Origin of the sequence: Modestobacter sp. VKM Ac-2985, assembly GCF_026967925.1 — a bacterium.
GTDB lineage: Bacteria > Actinomycetota > Actinomycetes > Mycobacteriales > Geodermatophilaceae > Modestobacter.
In genome coordinates this window covers 774,983-789,905 of the sequence record NZ_JAPVBI010000002.1, presented here as the reverse complement: position 1 = coordinate 789,905, position 14,923 = coordinate 774,983, and the positions used below count along the sequence as shown (strand labels likewise).

At 74.0% G+C, this 14,923-nt stretch carries 18 protein-coding genes; 7 read left to right on the top strand and 11 right to left on the bottom strand.

All coding sequences use genetic code 11. The features are described 5' to 3' along the window. The first annotated feature begins 118 nt into the window (after positions 1-118). On the top strand, positions 119-787 hold the full coding sequence (locus O2V61_RS13060; RefSeq protein ID WP_269183735.1) for a sigma-70 family RNA polymerase sigma factor: 669 nt from the start codon (positions 119-121) through the stop codon (positions 785-787). 83 nt (positions 788-870) lie between these two features. Then, positions 871-1,782 carry an HAD family hydrolase gene (locus O2V61_RS13055; RefSeq protein ID WP_269183734.1) on the top strand — a complete coding sequence of 304 codons (912 nt, stop codon included), beginning with the start codon at positions 871-873 and terminating at the stop codon, positions 1,780-1,782. Between the two features lie 267 nt (positions 1,783-2,049). Here O2V61_RS13055 and O2V61_RS13050 read toward each other — a convergent pair whose 3' ends face one another. From O2V61_RS13050 to proC, 5 genes are all read right to left on the bottom strand, one after another. Beyond that, positions 2,050-2,958 (bottom strand): lysophospholipid acyltransferase family protein, encoded by a 909-nt coding sequence (locus O2V61_RS13050; RefSeq protein ID WP_269183733.1) that lies wholly within the window; start codon positions 2,956-2,958, stop codon positions 2,050-2,052. Continuing rightward, the gene (locus O2V61_RS13045; protein ID WP_269183732.1) at positions 2,951-4,081 is read right to left on the bottom strand and encodes an NAD-dependent epimerase/dehydratase family protein; all 1,131 of its coding nucleotides are present in this window, start codon (positions 4,079-4,081) and stop codon (positions 2,951-2,953) included. The genes O2V61_RS13050 and O2V61_RS13045 overlap by 8 nt, the downstream gene beginning before the upstream one ends. A gap of 10 nt (positions 4,082-4,091) precedes the next feature. Then, positions 4,092-4,190: a 30S ribosomal protein bS22 gene (locus O2V61_RS13040; RefSeq protein WP_012854759.1), complete on the bottom strand. Its 99-nt coding sequence runs from the start codon at positions 4,188-4,190 to the stop codon at positions 4,092-4,094. A gap of 202 nt (positions 4,191-4,392) precedes the next feature. Further along, entirely contained in the window at positions 4,393-4,737 is a 345-nt protein-coding gene (locus O2V61_RS13035) for a helix-turn-helix domain-containing protein (RefSeq protein ID WP_269183731.1), read from the bottom strand. A gap of 310 nt (positions 4,738-5,047) precedes the next feature. Beyond that, complete coding sequence (gene proC / locus O2V61_RS13030; protein ID WP_269183730.1) at positions 5,048-5,878, bottom strand: pyrroline-5-carboxylate reductase; 831 nt, start codon at positions 5,876-5,878, stop codon at positions 5,048-5,050. A gap of 72 nt (positions 5,879-5,950) precedes the next feature. Here proC and O2V61_RS13025 point away from each other — a divergent pair, with 72 nt between their 5' ends. Then, positions 5,951-6,496, top strand: coding sequence for a type 1 glutamine amidotransferase domain-containing protein (locus tag O2V61_RS13025; protein WP_269183729.1), 546 nt, complete (start codon positions 5,951-5,953; stop codon positions 6,494-6,496). A gap of 9 nt (positions 6,497-6,505) precedes the next feature. On the opposite strand, the gene O2V61_RS13020 is transcribed toward O2V61_RS13025, so the two are convergent. Both O2V61_RS13020 and O2V61_RS13015 read right to left on the bottom strand, forming a co-directional pair. Further along, positions 6,506-7,510, bottom strand: a complete 1,005-nt coding sequence (locus tag O2V61_RS13020; RefSeq protein WP_269183728.1) for a hypothetical protein — start codon at positions 7,508-7,510, stop codon at positions 6,506-6,508. Continuing rightward, on the bottom strand, positions 7,510-8,454 hold the full coding sequence (locus O2V61_RS13015; RefSeq protein WP_269183727.1) for a Ppx/GppA phosphatase family protein: 945 nt from the start codon (positions 8,452-8,454) through the stop codon (positions 7,510-7,512). The genes O2V61_RS13020 and O2V61_RS13015 overlap by 1 nt, the downstream gene beginning before the upstream one ends. 88 nt (positions 8,455-8,542) lie before the next feature. On the opposite strand from O2V61_RS13015, the gene O2V61_RS13010 reads away from it, so the two are divergent. After that, positions 8,543-9,382 carry a hypothetical protein gene (locus tag O2V61_RS13010; protein WP_269183726.1) on the top strand — a complete coding sequence of 280 codons (840 nt, stop codon included), beginning with the start codon at positions 8,543-8,545 and terminating at the stop codon, positions 9,380-9,382. On the opposite strand, the gene O2V61_RS13005 is transcribed toward O2V61_RS13010, so the two are convergent. Continuing rightward, the gene (locus tag O2V61_RS13005) at positions 9,278-10,363 is read right to left on the bottom strand and encodes a helix-turn-helix domain-containing protein (protein WP_269183725.1); all 1,086 of its coding nucleotides are present in this window, start codon (positions 10,361-10,363) and stop codon (positions 9,278-9,280) included. The genes O2V61_RS13010 and O2V61_RS13005 overlap by 105 nt on opposite strands. Before the next feature lie 80 nt (positions 10,364-10,443). On the opposite strand from O2V61_RS13005, the gene O2V61_RS13000 reads away from it, so the two are divergent. Both O2V61_RS13000 and O2V61_RS12995 read left to right on the top strand, forming a co-directional pair. Then, complete coding sequence (locus tag O2V61_RS13000; RefSeq protein ID WP_269183724.1) at positions 10,444-10,692, top strand: hypothetical protein; 249 nt, start codon at positions 10,444-10,446, stop codon at positions 10,690-10,692. Between the two features lie 10 nt (positions 10,693-10,702). Next, the gene (locus O2V61_RS12995; protein ID WP_269170427.1) at positions 10,703-10,921 is read left to right on the top strand and encodes a DUF3072 domain-containing protein; all 219 of its coding nucleotides are present in this window, start codon (positions 10,703-10,705) and stop codon (positions 10,919-10,921) included. 261 nt (positions 10,922-11,182) lie between these two features. Here O2V61_RS12995 and O2V61_RS12990 read toward each other — a convergent pair whose 3' ends face one another. Both O2V61_RS12990 and O2V61_RS12985 read right to left on the bottom strand, forming a co-directional pair. Then, a complete protein-coding gene (locus tag O2V61_RS12990) occupies positions 11,183-11,863 on the bottom strand; it encodes a response regulator transcription factor (RefSeq protein ID WP_269170426.1) in 681 nt (226 codons plus the stop codon). Beyond that, complete coding sequence (locus tag O2V61_RS12985) at positions 11,860-13,152, bottom strand: sensor histidine kinase (RefSeq protein WP_269183723.1); 1,293 nt, start codon at positions 13,150-13,152, stop codon at positions 11,860-11,862. The genes O2V61_RS12990 and O2V61_RS12985 overlap by 4 nt, the downstream gene beginning before the upstream one ends. A 261-nt stretch (positions 13,153-13,413) precedes the next feature. Here O2V61_RS12985 and phoU point away from each other — a divergent pair, with 261 nt between their 5' ends. Next, complete coding sequence (phoU, locus tag O2V61_RS12980) at positions 13,414-14,082, top strand: phosphate signaling complex protein PhoU (RefSeq protein WP_269183722.1); 669 nt, start codon at positions 13,414-13,416, stop codon at positions 14,080-14,082. 57 nt (positions 14,083-14,139) lie between these two features. Here phoU and O2V61_RS12975 read toward each other — a convergent pair whose 3' ends face one another. Continuing rightward, positions 14,140-14,904 carry a phosphoglyceromutase gene (locus tag O2V61_RS12975; protein ID WP_269183721.1) on the bottom strand — a complete coding sequence of 255 codons (765 nt, stop codon included), beginning with the start codon at positions 14,902-14,904 and terminating at the stop codon, positions 14,140-14,142. Positions 14,905-14,923 lie beyond the last annotated feature (19 nt).

Below are 14,923 nucleotides of genomic sequence, written 5' to 3'. Positions count from 1 at the left end.
GGGGACGTGGACGCAGCGGCACGATGTTGTCACCATGGGCCGCGGATCGCACCGTCCGTGGCTGCGTGGCGGCCGGCCGAGCGGCTCGGTCCGGGGATGGAGGAGGTCCGACAGCGACATGCCCGCCCTCCCGCGCGTCCCGGCCCCGGCCCGCACCTCCCCCGCCGTCCGTGCTCCGGCGCAGTCGCAGCTCGTCCCCCAGCCGCGCCGGGGCGGTGAGCCGACCCCGGCCGAGTCCGAGGTCTGGGAGCTCGTGCGCCGCGCGCAGGCGGGCGACACGGAGGGGTTCGGCGAGCTCTACGACCGGTACGCCGACGTCGTCCACCGCTACCTGCGCCACCGGGTCGCCGACCCGGCCACGGCGGAGGACCTCACCAGCGAGACGTTCACCCGCGCCCTGCGCCGGATCGACTCGCTGACCTTCCAGGGCCGGGACGTCGGGGCCTGGCTGATCAGCATCGCCCGCAACATCGCGCTGGACCACGTGAAGAGCGGCCGGAACCGCCTGGAGGTGCTCACCGCCGACATGCGCGACGCCGACCGGGGCACCGCCGGGCCCGAGGACGCCGTGCTGCAGCGGCTGGCGAACGTGGAGCTGCTGGCCGGCGTCCGGCAGCTGTCCGCCGATCAGCGCGAGTGCGTGACCCTGCGGTTCTTCCAGGGGCTGTCGGTGGCGGAGACCGCCACCGCCATGGGCCGCAAGGACGGCGCGGTGAAGGCGCTGCAGCACCGGGCGGTGCGCCGACTCGCCGCGCTGCTCCCCGACGGGCCGGCCACCGGAGGGTGACCCGGCGCTAGGGTCCCAGTGACGGTCGGCGAGGCGGCGGCCAGGGCGTGCCGGTCGGAGCGACACCGGGAGGGTGGTGCGGGATGGTCCGAGTCCCCTTCCGGGGCCGTCACGCACGCACCCCCGTGGAGCTGGAGGACGACGAGGCCCGCGCGCTGGTGGCGGGCGCCGCCTCGGCCGCCGCGGCGGAGACCGAGCCCACCGCGCCCACACCCGACCGCACGGCCGCGGCGTTCTTCGACGTCGACAACACGATGATGATGGGCGCCTCGCTCTTCTGGTTCGCCCGCGGCCTCGCCGCCCGCAAGTACTTCACCAGCCGCGACGTCGCCTCCTTCGTCTGGCAGCAGGCCAAGTTCCGGGTCGCCGGGAGCGAGAGCGCCACCGACATGCACACGGTCCGCGACAACGCCCTGGCGTTCGTGGCCGGCCGCGAGGTCCAGGAGATCGTGGCGGCGAGCGAGGAGATCTACGACGAGCTGATGGCCGACCGGATCTGGTCGGGCACCCGCAACCTCGCCCAGCAGCACCTCGACGCCGGCCAGCGGGTCTGGCTGGTCACCGCCACCCCGGTCGAGCTGGCATCGATCATCGCCCACCGCCTCGGCCTCACCGGCGCCCTGGGCACCGTCTCCGAGATCGTCGACGGCCGCTACACCGGCCGGCTGGTCGGGGAGATGATGCACGGGGAGTCCAAGGCCCAGGCCGTGCGGGCACTCGCCGAGCGGGAGGGCCTCGACCTCACCCGCTGCACCGCCTACAGCGACTCGACGAACGACCTCCCGATGCTCACCCTGGTCGGCAGCGCGGTCGCGGTGAACCCGGACTCCGAGCTGCGCGCCGTCGCGCGCTCCCGCGGCTGGACGGTGAAGGACTACCGGACCGGTCGCAAGGCCGCCAAGATCGGCGTGCCGACGGTCGGCGCGGCCGCCCTCTCCGGCGGCGTCGTCGGCGGCCTGATCTCGCTGCGCCGCCGCAACCACTGGCCGTTCTGAGCACGTGGTCATCCTCCGGATGACACCGCGGCCAGGTGCCGTGCCCCGGCTGCGCTGAGCTGCTTGCCGGCCCACCTCGGGGAGCCCTCCGGGCCCCCGCTCGGTGTGCCCGCGACTTCGTCGCGTCTCGTGCCCCGCCTCGTGGTTCCGTGCCCGGTCTGCGTTGAGCCGCTGCCTGCACTTCCTCTGGGAGCCTTCGGCCCCCGTCGTCGCGCCCGGCTGCGCCGGATGTCGAGTCTGGCGGGCTCTCAGCTGGTCAGCTGTTGGTCAGCTGAAGACGCTGCGGCGTTGGAGGAGGAGGCGGTAGAGGGAGTGCTGGATGGTCTCGCGGACCTGGTCGGTCAGGTTGAACACGATCATCGGGTCGTCGGCGGCGGCGGGGCCGTAGGACGCCGTCTCGATCGGCTCGCCGAAGGCGATGAACCACTTCGACGGCAGCGGGACCGCACCCAGCGGGCCCAGCAGCGGGAAGGTCGGGGTGATCGGGAAGTAGGGCAGGCCGAGCAGCCGGGCGGCGACGCGGGCGTTGCCGATCATCGGGTAGATCTCCTCGGCCCCGACGATCGCGCACGGCACGATCGGGGTGCCGGTGCGCAGCGCGGCGCTGACGAAACCCCCGCGACCGAACCGCTGCAGGGTGTACCGCTCGTGGAACGGCTTGCCGACGCCCTTGAAGCCCTCGGGGAAGACCCCGACCAGCTCCCCGCTGGACAGCAGTCGCTCGGCGTCCTCGTTGCAGGCCAGGGTGACGCCGAGCTTGCGCGCCAGGGACCCGATGAAGGGCACCTGGAACACCAGGTCGGCGCCGAGGAGCCGCAGCCGGCGGGCCGCCGGGTGCTCGTCGTGCAGCGCCACCGTGGCCATCAGGGCGTCGACCGGCACGGTGCCCGAGTGGTTGGCCACCACCAGGGCGCCGCCGACGTCGGGCACGTTCTCCAGCCCCAGGGTCTCCACCCGGAACCAGCGGTGGAACCACGGCCGCAGGCCCGGCAGCAGCACGTGGTCGGTGAGGTCGGGGTCGAAGCCGAACTCGTCGGTGTCGTACTCACCGGTCAGCCGGCGGCGCAGGAACTCCAGGCCACCGGCCAGCTGCTCGTCCCAGCCCGGCTCCGCCGCCTGCGGCGGCGGGAGCGGATCGTCGTCGGGGCGCAGCGGGATCACCCGCGCCTCAGGCATCGTGGACCGCCCGCAGGCCCGGCACCGACGGCGCGGCACGGCGGCGTCCGCCGGTCACGCTGTCGAGGACACCCTGCACGGCGTGCGCGCCACCGGCGACGGAGCGGAGCACCGTCCGGGCGGAGCCGGCGACCTCCTCGACGAGCTCGGGGCGGATCACCGGGGGGAGGCTGCGCCCGTAGTCGGCGAGGGCCTCGGCGGTGCTGTGGCGCGGCACGTAGCCGAACTCCTCGCGGAGCACCCGGGTGTCGATGACCCGGCCGAAGTTCAGGAAGCGCATCTGCTCCGGCGACCAGTCGACCATCCGGGCCCAGCGGGTGGTGCGGCCGAGCGAGCCCATCGCGGGCTCCGGCAGGGGCAGTGGGACACGGCCCAGCCGGCGGATCGCCTGGGAGAGCAGGACCGTCCCGTCGGCACCGGCGTTCACGGTGCCGACGAAGTCACCGGTGGCGGCGCGGGTGAGCACGGCCACGGCGTCGTCCTCGTGGAGGAGCTGCAGCCGGGCGTCGTACCCCAGGGCGGTCGGGACGACGGGCATCCGGAGGAAACCGGAGAGCAGGGAGTCGATCCGCGGGCCGATGAGGTTGGTGAACCGCAGCACGGCCACGCCCACGTCGGGACGGCGGCGGGCGAAGGCCCGGACGTAGCCCTCGATGTCGAGGCTGTCCTTGGCGAAGCCGCCCCCGGGCACCCGGCGGGCCTGCATGGTCTCGGTGAAGACCGCGGGATCCCGGGAACTGGCGCCGTAGACCGCGCTGGTGCTCTTGAGGACCAGCCGGCGCACCGCAGGAGACCGCTGGCACGCGGCCAGCAGCTGCATGGTGCCGATGACGTTGAGCTCCTTCATCGACACCCGCCCGCCGGCACCGGCCGGCGTGGCGCTGATGTTCATGTGGACGACGGTGTCCACCGACGCCGACTCGATCACCTTCCCGATCAACGGGCTGCGGATGTCGGCGCGGACGAACTCGACCCGCCCGAGGCGACGCAGCACCTCCGGGCGTGGGGGGACGGTGTCCACCCCGATGACCCGGCCGATCGCCGGGTCGGAAGCGAGCTCGGCCGCCAGCGCGCCGCCCAGCCACCGGCTGACGCCGGTGACGAGGACGACCGCGGGCGGCACGAGCGTCAGCTCACTTCTTGTTGCGCCGCTGGACGCGGGTCTTCTTGAGCAGCTTGCGGTGCTTCTTCTTCGCCATCCGCTTACGGCGCTTCTTGATGACAGAACCCATGTCCCGCTCCCGACGTCGTCTTCGCTCGGCGGCCGGGGGTGGTGACCGGGGTGGTCACGCGGATCCGTGGTCCGGACGCCGGGCGAGGTGATCAGCTCGTGCGCAGCCCGCTTCCTGGGAGGCGGTACCGCTCAGCGCCCGAGACTACCTGGCCCGGCACGGCGGGCGGGGACGCCCGCCCGGTGACGCTGGCCCGGTCGGTTCAGGCGATGTCGGTGTAGGCGTCGCGCAGGTACTCGTGCACGGCGCGCTCGGGCACCCGGAAGGACCGGCCGACGCGGACGGCGGCGAGCTCGCCGCCGTGGACCAGGCGGTAGACGGTCATCTTGGAGACCCGCATGAGGGCGGCGACCTCGGCGACGGTGAGGAACGAGACCGCCGCGCGGGGCGCGGGGACGGCGGCCGGGCGGCCGATCGGCATGGCGGCCGGGTGGGCAGCGGGGACCGGGCGGCCCATGGAGGCGGCCGAGATCGGCCGGCCCATCTGGCGGGGTGCCGGGACACCCGGACGGACGGTCTGGACGGCGGCGCGCTGGGGCATGGTCATGTCGATCATCTCCGGTCTCGCTCCATGTGCGGCCACCGGCTTCCCCACCGATGAACAGAACGCTCATGTGCTGGAACAGAGCGTAAGGGGACCGGAGTGACAGAAGCGATGGGTGAAACGAACAGGCGGACCGGTCCGTCCTGGGCACAAGTGGACAGAGACACCGCGTGACACACCGGTCACGGCGTGTTGTCCCCAAGTCGACCTGCTCCACCAGGCTGGTTCTCCACAGATTTCTGTGGAAAACCACATGCGTGTGATTCACCGCGTGCGGAAGGGACGGACGGTGCTCCCGCGGGCGTCCCCGGGGTCAGGAGGTGCGGCCGAGCTCCACCGAACGCAGGTGTGCCGCCTCGATCGCGGCGATCAGCGCAGCCCGCACGCCGTGCCGCTCCAGCTCGCGGATCGCGGCGATCGTCGTCCCACCGGGGCTGGTGACCGCCTCCCGGAGCTGGACCGGGTGCTCTCCCGAGTCGCGCAGCATGACCGCCGCGCCGTAGGCGGTCTGCACGATCAGGTCGGCGGCGACCGAGCGGGGCAGGCCCAGCAGGATGCCGGCGTCGATCATCGCCTCGACGAGGAAGAAGAAGTACGCCGGCCCGCTGCCCGACAGCGCGGTCACGGCGTCCTGCTGGCTCTCCGGCACCCGGCGCACCTGACCCACCGGCAGGAGCAGCGCCTCCGCCTCGTCCAGGTGCGCCTCGGTCGCGTGCGCCCCGGCCGAGAGCACGCTCATCCCCGCGTCGACGAGGGCCGGCGTGTTGGGCATGACCCGCACGACCGGGGTGCCGGCCGGCAGCGCCGCCTCGACCCGGCCCGTGGGCACGCCCGCCGCCACCGAGACCACCAGGTGCTCTCGCGTCACGTGTGGCCCCAACGCCGCCAGCAGCACGTCGATGTCCTGCGGCTTCACGGCCAGCAGCAGCACCCGCGCCCGGCTGGCCGCCCCGGCGAGGTCGGTGGCGCCGACGCCGTACCGGGCCGTCAGCTCCGCGGCCCGCTCCGGGCTGCGCTCGACGACCAGGAACTCCTGCCCACCCCCGGCCTGACGGACCAGGCCGGCGAGCAGGGCCTCTCCGATCTTCCCGCCGCCGATGACGGCCAGCCGTGCGTCGGGACCCGCATGCCCTGCATCGCTCATGTCCGCGACCGTAGCGCTCGGGCGGACGCGCCCGGGCGTGTGTGCCCGGAGGGGCCGGGGTAGCGGCCTGTCATGTCTGGAGAACTGAACGGCAAGCGGGTGGCCGTGCTCGCCACCGACGGGGTGGAGCAGGCAGAGCTGGACCAGCCCTGGCAGGCACTGGTGGACGCCGGTGCCCGACCGGAGCTCGTCGGGCTCGAAACCGGCACCATCACCGCCTACCAGCACATCGACAAGGGCGACACCAAGGACGTCGACGTCGCGGTGGCCGACGCCGACCCCGGCAGCTACGACGCGCTCGTGCTGCCCGGCGGCGTGATCAACGGCGACTTCGTGCGCGCCGACCAGGGGGCCGTCGCCTTCGTGAAGGCCTTCTTCGACGCCGGGAAGCCGGTGGCCGCGATCTGCCACGCCCCCTGGGTGCTCGCCGAGGCCGACGTCGTCCGTGGCCGCCGGATGACCTCGTGGCCCTCGCTGCAGACCGACCTGCGCAACGCCGGCGCCGAGTGGGTCGACCAGGAGGTCGTCGTCGACGGCAACCTGACCACCAGCCGCAACCCGGACGACCTGCCGGCCTTCGGTCGCACGCTGGTCGAGCAGTTCGCCGCGGTGGGCTGACCGGGCAGGTCAGCTGCTGGCGAGCAGCCCCGCAGCGGGGGCGATGACCAGCACCGTCCCGGCCAGCAGCAGCACCGCCAGCAGGCGGACCGGCAGCGCCCCCTGACCGCGGCGCTGCCGGTACGCCGCCACCCCCGCGACCAGGCCGGTCACCGTCACCGGCGCCGCGACCAGGGCGACATAGGGCAGCAGTTCCCACAGCACGGTGAAGGCGAAGTAGACGCCGATGCCGGCGGCCAGCGCGACCACCATCTCGCCGGCGAACCGCGCCCAGGCCAACACGCTCTCCCGGCCGGTCAGTGGCTCCTCGTCGGCCTGGGCGGCCGCACCTCGCGCCGCCTCGGCCTGAGCCTGGGAGACCACCGGGATGGGTCCGGTGACCGGGTGGTCGGCGCCACGCCGGGCCGCACCGGTGGCGCCGCGGGCCGTCGCGCCGGTGGAGCCCGTCGGCTTGGCGGCGGTGTGCGAGGTGGTGTGCGCGGTCGTCGGGTCCGCTGCGGGGATGGCGGCGGTCGACGGCCCGGTGCCGAACAGCGGCTCACCGCCCGGACCGGTCGGGACGGCATCGGACTTCCGCCGGCCGGGTCGCACCTCCGGGGGCGCTGCGCCGGTGCGGCCGGCGGCCGGCCGGGCCGGTGCCGGGGCAGCGGCCGGCGGCTGCGGGCTCAGCAGCCCGGCGGCCGGCCGGGCCGTGGGCTCCGGCGCCGGCGTCCAGACCGGGACCGACGCAGCGCGTTCCGACGGAGCGCGTTCCGGGGCCCGGGCCGGGGAGCGCGGCGGGGTGGCCGCCCGGCCGTTCGGTGCGGCCGAGGGTGCGCGCCCCGGCGGCTCCGCCCGCGGCTGACCGGACCCGGTGTCCACCCGCGCCGAACGACCGGTGGCCCCGGTCTCGTCCGAGGCCTTCCGTCGCCGGCCGGGGCGGGTGCCGAGCTCGCTCTCCAGACCGTGCTCGCGCAGGATCTCGGCGAGCGAGCGGACGCTGTACTCCCCCGACGAGGGGTTGGGCTGCGTCATCACGCTCCTTCCAGCTGGTCCAGGCGCCGCAGGATGACGCCCTCGCGCAACGCCCACGGGCAGATCCGCACGAACGGTACGTCCACCGCCCGCATGGCGGCCTGCGCCACGACGGCGCCGGCCGGGACCTGGTGGGCGCGTTGCGCCGACACGCCCTGCAGCTCGGCCAGCGCCGTGCACTCGATCCGGGAGACGAAGCCGATCACCTGGGACAGCCCGGTGGCGGTCAGCTCGCGGGGGGCGCGCAGTCCGGCCGCGGACGGCGCCGCACCGGCCAGCCGGGCCAGTGTCCGGAAGGTCTTGGACGTGGCGGCCACCAGGTCGGGCGTCCCGGCGCCGAGCAGCTTCCTGCCGACCGGGCCGAGGACGTCGGTGGCGTGCTCGGCCAGCTCCGACAGTGCCGACAGGTCCGGCCGCCCCCCGTTCTCGGAGTCGGGCAGGAACCGGCGGGTCATCCGGCCCGCACCCAGCGGCACCGACAGCGCGACGTCGGGGTCCTCGTCGACACCGGTGGCCAGTTCCAGCGAGCCACCGCCGATGTCGAGCACCAGCAGCCGGCCGGCACTCCAGCCGAACCACCGCCGCACCGCCAGGAAGGTCAGCCGGGCCTCGTCCTCACCGGTGAGGACCTGCAGGTCGACACCGGTCTGCTCGCGGACCCGGCGCAGCACCGCCGCCCCGTTCTCCGCCTCCCGGATGGCGGACGTGACGAAGGCCAGCAGCTCGTCGCACCGCTGTGCGGCCGCCTGCTGCTTCGCCTTCTGCACCGCGTGCAGCAGGCCCTTCTCCCCCGCCTTGGACAGCTTGCCGTCCGGGCCGACGTGCTCGGCCAGCCGGAGGACGGAGCGGTCGTCGTGCATCGGGGTGGGGTGCGCACCGCGGTGTGCGTCCACCACCAGCAGGTGAACGGTGTTCGAGCCGACGTCCAGCACCCCGAGTCGCATGCCCGAGAGTCTGCCTGGCCCCCTCCAGAGGCTCGCGCCGAGCGGAGCGAGGTGTGGGGGGCGGGGGTCCTTTCACTACGCTGCGCCGGTGGACCCGAGCACACCCGCCGACCCCCCGCCCGAGGTCGGCCTGGACTTCCCCCGCGAGTGGATCGAGTTCGGTGACCCGGCCGATCCCGACCACCTCGTGCGGGCCGATCTGACCTGGCTGACCAGCGCCTGGACCTGCGTGTTCGGGCGCGGGTGCGCCGGCGTGGTCGCCGGTCGCGCCGAGGACGGCTGCTGCAACCACGGCGCCTTCTTCACCGACACCGACGACCTCACCCGGGTCGAGGAGTCCGTCGGCGAGCTGACGCCGGCGGACTGGCAGCGGCATCCCGGCACGACACCCGGCCGGGACGACTGGACCGAACCCGACACCCTGACCGAGCCCGCGCCGGGCGAGCCCGCCGAGGAGGCGCTGCGGACCCGGGTGGTCGAGGGGGCCTGCGTCTTCCTCAACCGGCCAGGACACCCCGCCGGCGCCGGGTGTGCGCTGCACGCCCTGGCGCTGCGGCAGGGGCGACACCCCTTGGAGACCAAGCCCGACGTCTGCTGGCAGCTGCCGGTGCGCCGCGAGCAGGAGTGGGTCGACCGCCCCGACGACAGCCGGGTGCTGGTCTCCACGATCGGTGAGTTCGACCGGCGCGGATGGGGTCCCGGCGGGCACGACCTGCACTGGTGGTGCACGGGGTCCCCGACCGCGCACGTCGCCGCCGAGCCGCTGGTGGAGACCTACGGCCCGGAGCTCACCGCGCTCCTCGGCCCAGCCGCGTACGCCGAGCTACGCCGGCTGACCGAGGCCCGCCTGGACGCCGGGCTCGTCGCCCCGCACCCCGCCAGCCCCCGGCCGGTCCCGGTGGAGCTGCACCGGCGCCGTCCCGGCTGAGGAGTCCGAGGGGGCCCCGGCCCGGAAGGTCTGCCGGTAGGTCCGCGGGGAGACCCCGCGCCGCCGGGCGAACTGCTCCCGCAGGCCGGCCGCGGTGCCGAACCCGACCAGCCGGGCGATCTCCTCGACCGGGGCGTCGCTGTCCTCCAGCAGCGCCTCGGCGGCGGCCAGCCGCTGACCGAGCAGCCAGGCGTGCGGCGTCGTCCCGGTGGTGGCCTTGAAGCGGCGGGCGAAGCTGCGCGGGCTCATCAGCGCGCGGCGGGCCAGCAGCTCGACGCTGATCTCCTCCGCCAGGTGCGCCCGGGCCCACTCCAGCACGACGCCCAGCAGGTCGTCCTCGCAGCGGGCGACCGGGGTGTCGATGTACTGCGCCTGCCCGCCGTCGCGGTGCGGGGGCACGACCATCTCCCGGGCCAGCGCGTTGGCGGCGGCGGCACCCCACTCCCGGCGGACCAGGTGCAGCAGGGTGTCGACCCCGGCGGCGGTGCCGGCCCCGGTGATCACCTGGCCGTTGTCGACGTACAGGACGGCGGGGTCGACGTGCACCCGCGGGAACCGGGCGGCCAGCTCGCCGGCGTACTTCCAGTGGGTGGACGCCCGCTGGCCGTCGAGCAGGCCGGCCCAGGCCAGCACGAATGCCCCGGTGCAGTGGCTGACGACCGTCGCCCCCCGGGCGTGGGCAGCGCGCATCCCGTCGAGCAGTTCCGCCGGCGGTTGCCGGTCGTGCTGTTCCCAGGCCGTGATCAGCACGATGTCGGAGATCGCCAGCCGGTCCAGGCCGTGCTCGATGAGCATCCCGAGCCCGGTGTCGGTGCGGAGCACGCCCGGTCGTTGCGAGACGAGTGCGAAGTCGAACCGCGGCAGGCCCATCGCGCGGCGGTCGTAGCCGAACACCTCGGCGGCCACGCCGATCCCGAAGCTGCCGACCATGCCGTCGGTGACCACGAGGCTGACGACCAGCGGGCGGTCCGATGTGCTCATGGGCACAGCATGGCAGGAATCCTGCGACCGTGGTCAGTCCTGCCACTCGTTGCCCGGTGGCGCGAGGGCGACGTCTCCGCATGTTGCTGATCACCTGCCCCGTGACCCGGACCGACGAGCTGGTCGCCGACCGGCGGATCCGATCGGTCGCCAACCACCCCACGCACATCGCCGTCGCGGTCGACTGCCCGTCCTGCGGCGGCACGCACGTCTTCCGGACCGGCCGGCGGTGGGAGGACGACCGCGCCGCCCGGGCCGCCACCCAGACCGCCAACCCGACACCGACGGCCGCCTCAGCTCGGGCTGCGCGGGTCCGGGAGCCCGCGTAACTTCGAACACATGAGCGAAGCCAACACCACCGGCCCGGACAGCCCGCAGAGCACCGAGAAGGACCCCGACGACTGGGTGACCGGCGGCGAGCCGGCCACCGGTGCGCAGAAGAGCTACCTGAACACCCTGGCCCGCGAGGCCGGCGAGGACGTCCCCGACGACATCAGCAAGGGCGACGCCTCGAAGAAGATCGACGAACTCCAGGAAGAGACCGGCCGCGGCCAGTAGCAGGCAGGCCTCCGACCACTGCCACCAGTGGTCACGCCGGAGGCGGTGACGTCGGACGGCGGGCCCGCAGGGTCCACCTCCGACGTCACGGGAAACGGCTCACCGCAGCGCAGGCCAGCACCTGGCCGCGGGGTCCGAGACGCCGGAGGCGGTCACGCCGGACGGCGGGCCCGCAGGGTCCACCTCCGGCGTGACGGGAAACGGCTCAGCACGAGGTGACGCGGCTCCTGGCCGCGGTGCGATCCGGAGGATCGCGATCAGCTACGCCTCGAACTTGTACCCGAGCCCCCGGACGGTGACCAGGTAGCGCGGGTTCGCCGGGTCTGGCTCCAGCTTCGCGCGCAGCCGCTTGACGTGGACGTCGAGGGTCTTGGTGTCCCCGACGTAGTCCGCGCCCCAGACCCGGTCGATGAGCTGGCCACGGGTGAGCACCCGGCCGGCGTTGCGCAGCAGCAGCTCCAACAGGTCGAACTCCTTGAGCGGCAGTGACACCGTCTGACCGTCGACGGCGACGACGTGCCGGTCGACGTCCAGCCGCACCGGTCCGGCGACGAGGGCCCCCTCGGCCGTCTGCTCGTTCTCCGTGCCACGACGCAGCACCGCCCGCATCCGGGCGACGAGCTCCCGGGCCGAGTAGGGCTTGGTGACGTAGTCGTCGGCGCCGAGCTCGAGGCCGACGACCTTGTCGATCTCGGCGTCCTTGGCGGTGAGCATGATGATCGGCACCGAGCTCTTGGCCCGCAGCGACCGGCAGACCTCCGTGCCCGACAGACCGGGCAGCATCAGGTCCAGGAGGACGATGTCGGCCCCGGCCCGATCGAACTCGACGAGCGCGTCCGTCCCGGTGGAGGCCACGACGGTGTCGTAGCCCTCCCGCCGCAACATGTAGGACAGCGCGTCGGAGAAGGACTCCTCGTCCTCCACCACGAGCACTCGGGTCATGACCGTCCCTTCTGCAGGGCCCCGGAGGGCCCCTCGTCGGCCCCTGGGGAGCCCTGATCGGATGTCTGGCGGCTGTGCAGCGGTGGGACCGGTGGCCGTTCGGGCGCACCGTCGTCGTCCATCGACCCGTCGGCGTCGGCCGCCAGCGGGATGCGCAGGGTGAAGGTCGAGCCGAGCCCCTCCTCGCTCCAGACCGTCACCGAGCCACCGTGGTTGGAGGCCACGTGCTTGACGATCGCCAGCCCCAGCCCGGTGCCGCCGGTGGCACTGGCCCGGGACTGGTCGACCCGGTAGAAGCGCTCGAACACCCGCGACCGGTCCGAGCGGGGGATGCCGATGCCCGAGTCGGTCACCGCCACCTCCGCGAAGCCCGACCGCGCCCGCGCGCCGACGGCGATCGTGGTGCCGCCCGGACTGTAGGCGACGGCGTTGGCGAGCAGGTTGGTCAGCGCGGTGGCCAGTTGCGCCTCGACGCCGCGGACCACGAGACCTGGCTGCGCGGCGACGGCCAGCTGGATGTCCTTGGCCGCCGCGGCGGCGCGGGTCCGGTCCACGGCCTCGGAGACGACCGTGCCCACGGCCACCGGCACCAACTCGGGCAGCGGTTCGGCACCCTGCAACCGCGAGAGGTCGATGAGCTCGCGGACCAGCCGGGCCAGCCGATCGGCCTCGTGGCTCATCCGCGCGGCGAAGCGCTGCACGGTCTCGGGGTCGTCGGCCGCACCCTGCACCGCCTCCGCCAGCAGTGCGAGCGCGCCGACGGGCGTCTTCAGCTCGTGCCCGACGTTGGCCACGAAGTCCTTGCGGACCGCCTCCACCCGGCGGGCCTCGGTGACGTCCTGCAACACGAGCGCGACCGGCCCGGCGGAGCCGGTGGGGCCGGTCCCGAGCCGGATGCCGTGCACAGCCACCATCCGTGGCCCCGCGCCCACCAGGTCGCTGGACAGCGCGACGTCGGCCCGCTGGCTGCCGGCGACGTGCACCTCGCGGGCCACCTCCACCAGCCCGGGGACCAGCAGCCGGTTGCCGCGGAGGATGCCCAGCGCCCGGGCGGAGGTGTTCGCCAGCAGGACCCTCTCGTCGGGTCCGAGCAGGACGACCGCGGGGTCCATCAGGTCGACCAGCCGCCGGCTCAGCGCGGCGTCGGCGTCGGTGCGGTCGGCGGCCCCGCCGTCCCGGTCGTCCGCGGGCCGCCGCCGGGCGCGCGAGGACCGCACGACCAGTGCCGCCGACGTCGTCAGCAGCAGGCCGAGCACCAGGCCCACCAGCAGGGCGACCACCGGGTCCACGATGCCGATGCTAGACACGGCCACGGCCCGGACCAGCATCGACGACGATGATCACCCGGTCGGGGTGGAGGAGTTCACCACCGGGCCCCTGGCCGTTCACCTGGCGGCTCCCTCACGCCGGGAACCGGGTCTCTACCCTCGATGTCACACGTGTCGCGACCGACGAATCCGCCGGCGGCGCACACGCAGGGGGGGCCGCGTCGTCCCGGGTCGCCGTCCCCCGGGTGCCGCCTGAGCGCGGCGACGGGACGAGGAGGAACCGTGTTGCGAGAGAGCTACCGCGAGGAACTGGACGACATCAACGCCTGTCTGGTGGAGATGGCGAACTCGGTGGGCTCGGCGATGAGCACGGCGACGACCGCCCTGCTGGACGCCGACGTCGCCCTCGCCGACCTGGTGATCGCCGGCGACGAGCGCATCGACGCCGTCCGGGAGAGCATCGAGGAGCGGTGCTTCACCCTGCTGGCCCGCCAGCAGCCGGTCGCCACCGACCTGCGGGCGATCACCACGGCCATGCGGATCGTCGGCGACCTGGAGCGGATGGGCGACCTCGCCGAGCACATCGCCAAGGTGGCCCGGATGCGCTTCCCGGAGCACGCGGTGCCCCAGGAGGTCCGCCCGGTGTTCCTGGAGGCCGGGCACATCGCGGAGAGCCTGGTGACCAAGGCGGGCACGGTCATCGCCAAGCGGGACGTCGAGGCGGCCGTCGAGCTCGAGGCCGAGGACGACCAGATGGACAAGCTGCACAAGCAGTTGTTCCGTGAGCTGCTCGCCCCGAGCTGGGGGCACGGCATGGAGTCCGCGATCGACGTCACGCTGCTGGGCCGCTACTACGAGCGTTTCGCCGACCACGCGGTCAGCGTCGCCCGCCGGGTGGTCTTCCTGGTCACCGGCGAGAAGCCGCTCCAGGCGGCGACCGACCCGGTCTGAGCTCCACCCGGACGAGAGACGGGGCCCGGGCGCGCACGCGCGCCCGGGCCCCGTCTGCTACTTCTTGCCCTGGTTCTTGACCGCCTCGATCGCGGCGGCAGCGGCGTCGGGGTCGAGGTACTGCCCGCCGGTCGTGATCGGCCGCAGGTCGGCGTCCAGGTCGTAGCGCAGCGGGACGCCGGTGGGGATGTTGAGCCCGACGACCTCGTCCTCGCCCATGCCGTCCAGGTGCTTCACCAGGGCACGCAGGCTGTTGCCGTGCGCGGCCACCAGCACGGTCTGCCCGCTGCGCAGGTCCGGCACGATCGCGTCGTACCAGTACGGGAGCATCCGGACCACGACGTCGGCGAGGCACTCGGTGGCCGGGCGGGCCTCCGGGGGCAGGAACGAGTACCGCGGGTCGCCGTCCTGGCTGTACTGGCTGCCGGCCTCGATCGGCGGCGGCGGGGTGGCGTAGCTGCGCCGCCAGGTCATGAACTGCTCCTCGCCGTACTCGGCGAGCGTGGCGGCCTTGTCCTTGCCCTGCAACGCCCCGTAGTGCCGCTCGTTGAGCCGCCAGGAGCGGCGGACCGGGATCCACTGCCGGTCGGCGGCGGCCAGGGCCAGCTCGGCGGTGGTGATCGCCCGCTTGAGCAGCGAGGTGTGCAGCACGTCGGGGAGCACGTCGTGCTCGGCGAGCAGCTGCCCGCCGCGGGCGGCCTCGGCGCGCCCCTTCTCCGACAGCTCGACGTCCACCCAGCCGGTGAACAGGTTGGCCTTGTTCCACTCGCTCTCGCCGTGGCGGAGCAGGATGAGGGTCCCGGTGCTCGTCGTGTGGCTCACGCAGCCATCCTGCCCGACC

Coding starts and splice junctions, on each gene's coding strand:
- O2V61_RS13060 (WP_269183735.1), top strand. CDS start 119: ATGCCCGCCCTCCCGCGCGTCCCGGCCCCGGCCCGCACCTCCCCCGCC.
- O2V61_RS13055 (WP_269183734.1), top strand. CDS start 871: ATGGTCCGAGTCCCCTTCCGGGGCCGTCACGCACGCACCCCCGTGGAG.
- O2V61_RS13050 (WP_269183733.1), bottom strand. CDS start 2,958: ATGCCTGAGGCGCGGGTGATCCCGCTGCGCCCCGACGACGATCCGCTC.
- O2V61_RS13040 (WP_012854759.1), bottom strand. CDS start 4,190: ATGGGTTCTGTCATCAAGAAGCGCCGTAAGCGGATGGCGAAGAAGAAG.
- O2V61_RS13035 (WP_269183731.1), bottom strand. CDS start 4,737: ATGACCATGCCCCAGCGCGCCGCCGTCCAGACCGTCCGTCCGGGTGTC.
- proC (WP_269183730.1), bottom strand. CDS start 5,878: ATGAGCGATGCAGGGCATGCGGGTCCCGACGCACGGCTGGCCGTCATC.
- O2V61_RS13025 (WP_269183729.1), top strand. CDS start 5,951: ATGTCTGGAGAACTGAACGGCAAGCGGGTGGCCGTGCTCGCCACCGAC.
- O2V61_RS13020 (WP_269183728.1), bottom strand. CDS start 7,510: ATGACGCAGCCCAACCCCTCGTCGGGGGAGTACAGCGTCCGCTCGCTC.
- O2V61_RS13015 (WP_269183727.1), bottom strand. CDS start 8,454: ATGCGACTCGGGGTGCTGGACGTCGGCTCGAACACCGTTCACCTGCTG.
- O2V61_RS13005 (WP_269183725.1), bottom strand. CDS start 10,363: ATGAGCACATCGGACCGCCCGCTGGTCGTCAGCCTCGTGGTCACCGAC.
- O2V61_RS13000 (WP_269183724.1), top strand. CDS start 10,444: ATGTTGCTGATCACCTGCCCCGTGACCCGGACCGACGAGCTGGTCGCC.
- O2V61_RS12995 (WP_269170427.1), top strand. CDS start 10,703: ATGAGCGAAGCCAACACCACCGGCCCGGACAGCCCGCAGAGCACCGAG.
- O2V61_RS12990 (WP_269170426.1), bottom strand. CDS start 11,863: ATGACCCGAGTGCTCGTGGTGGAGGACGAGGAGTCCTTCTCCGACGCG.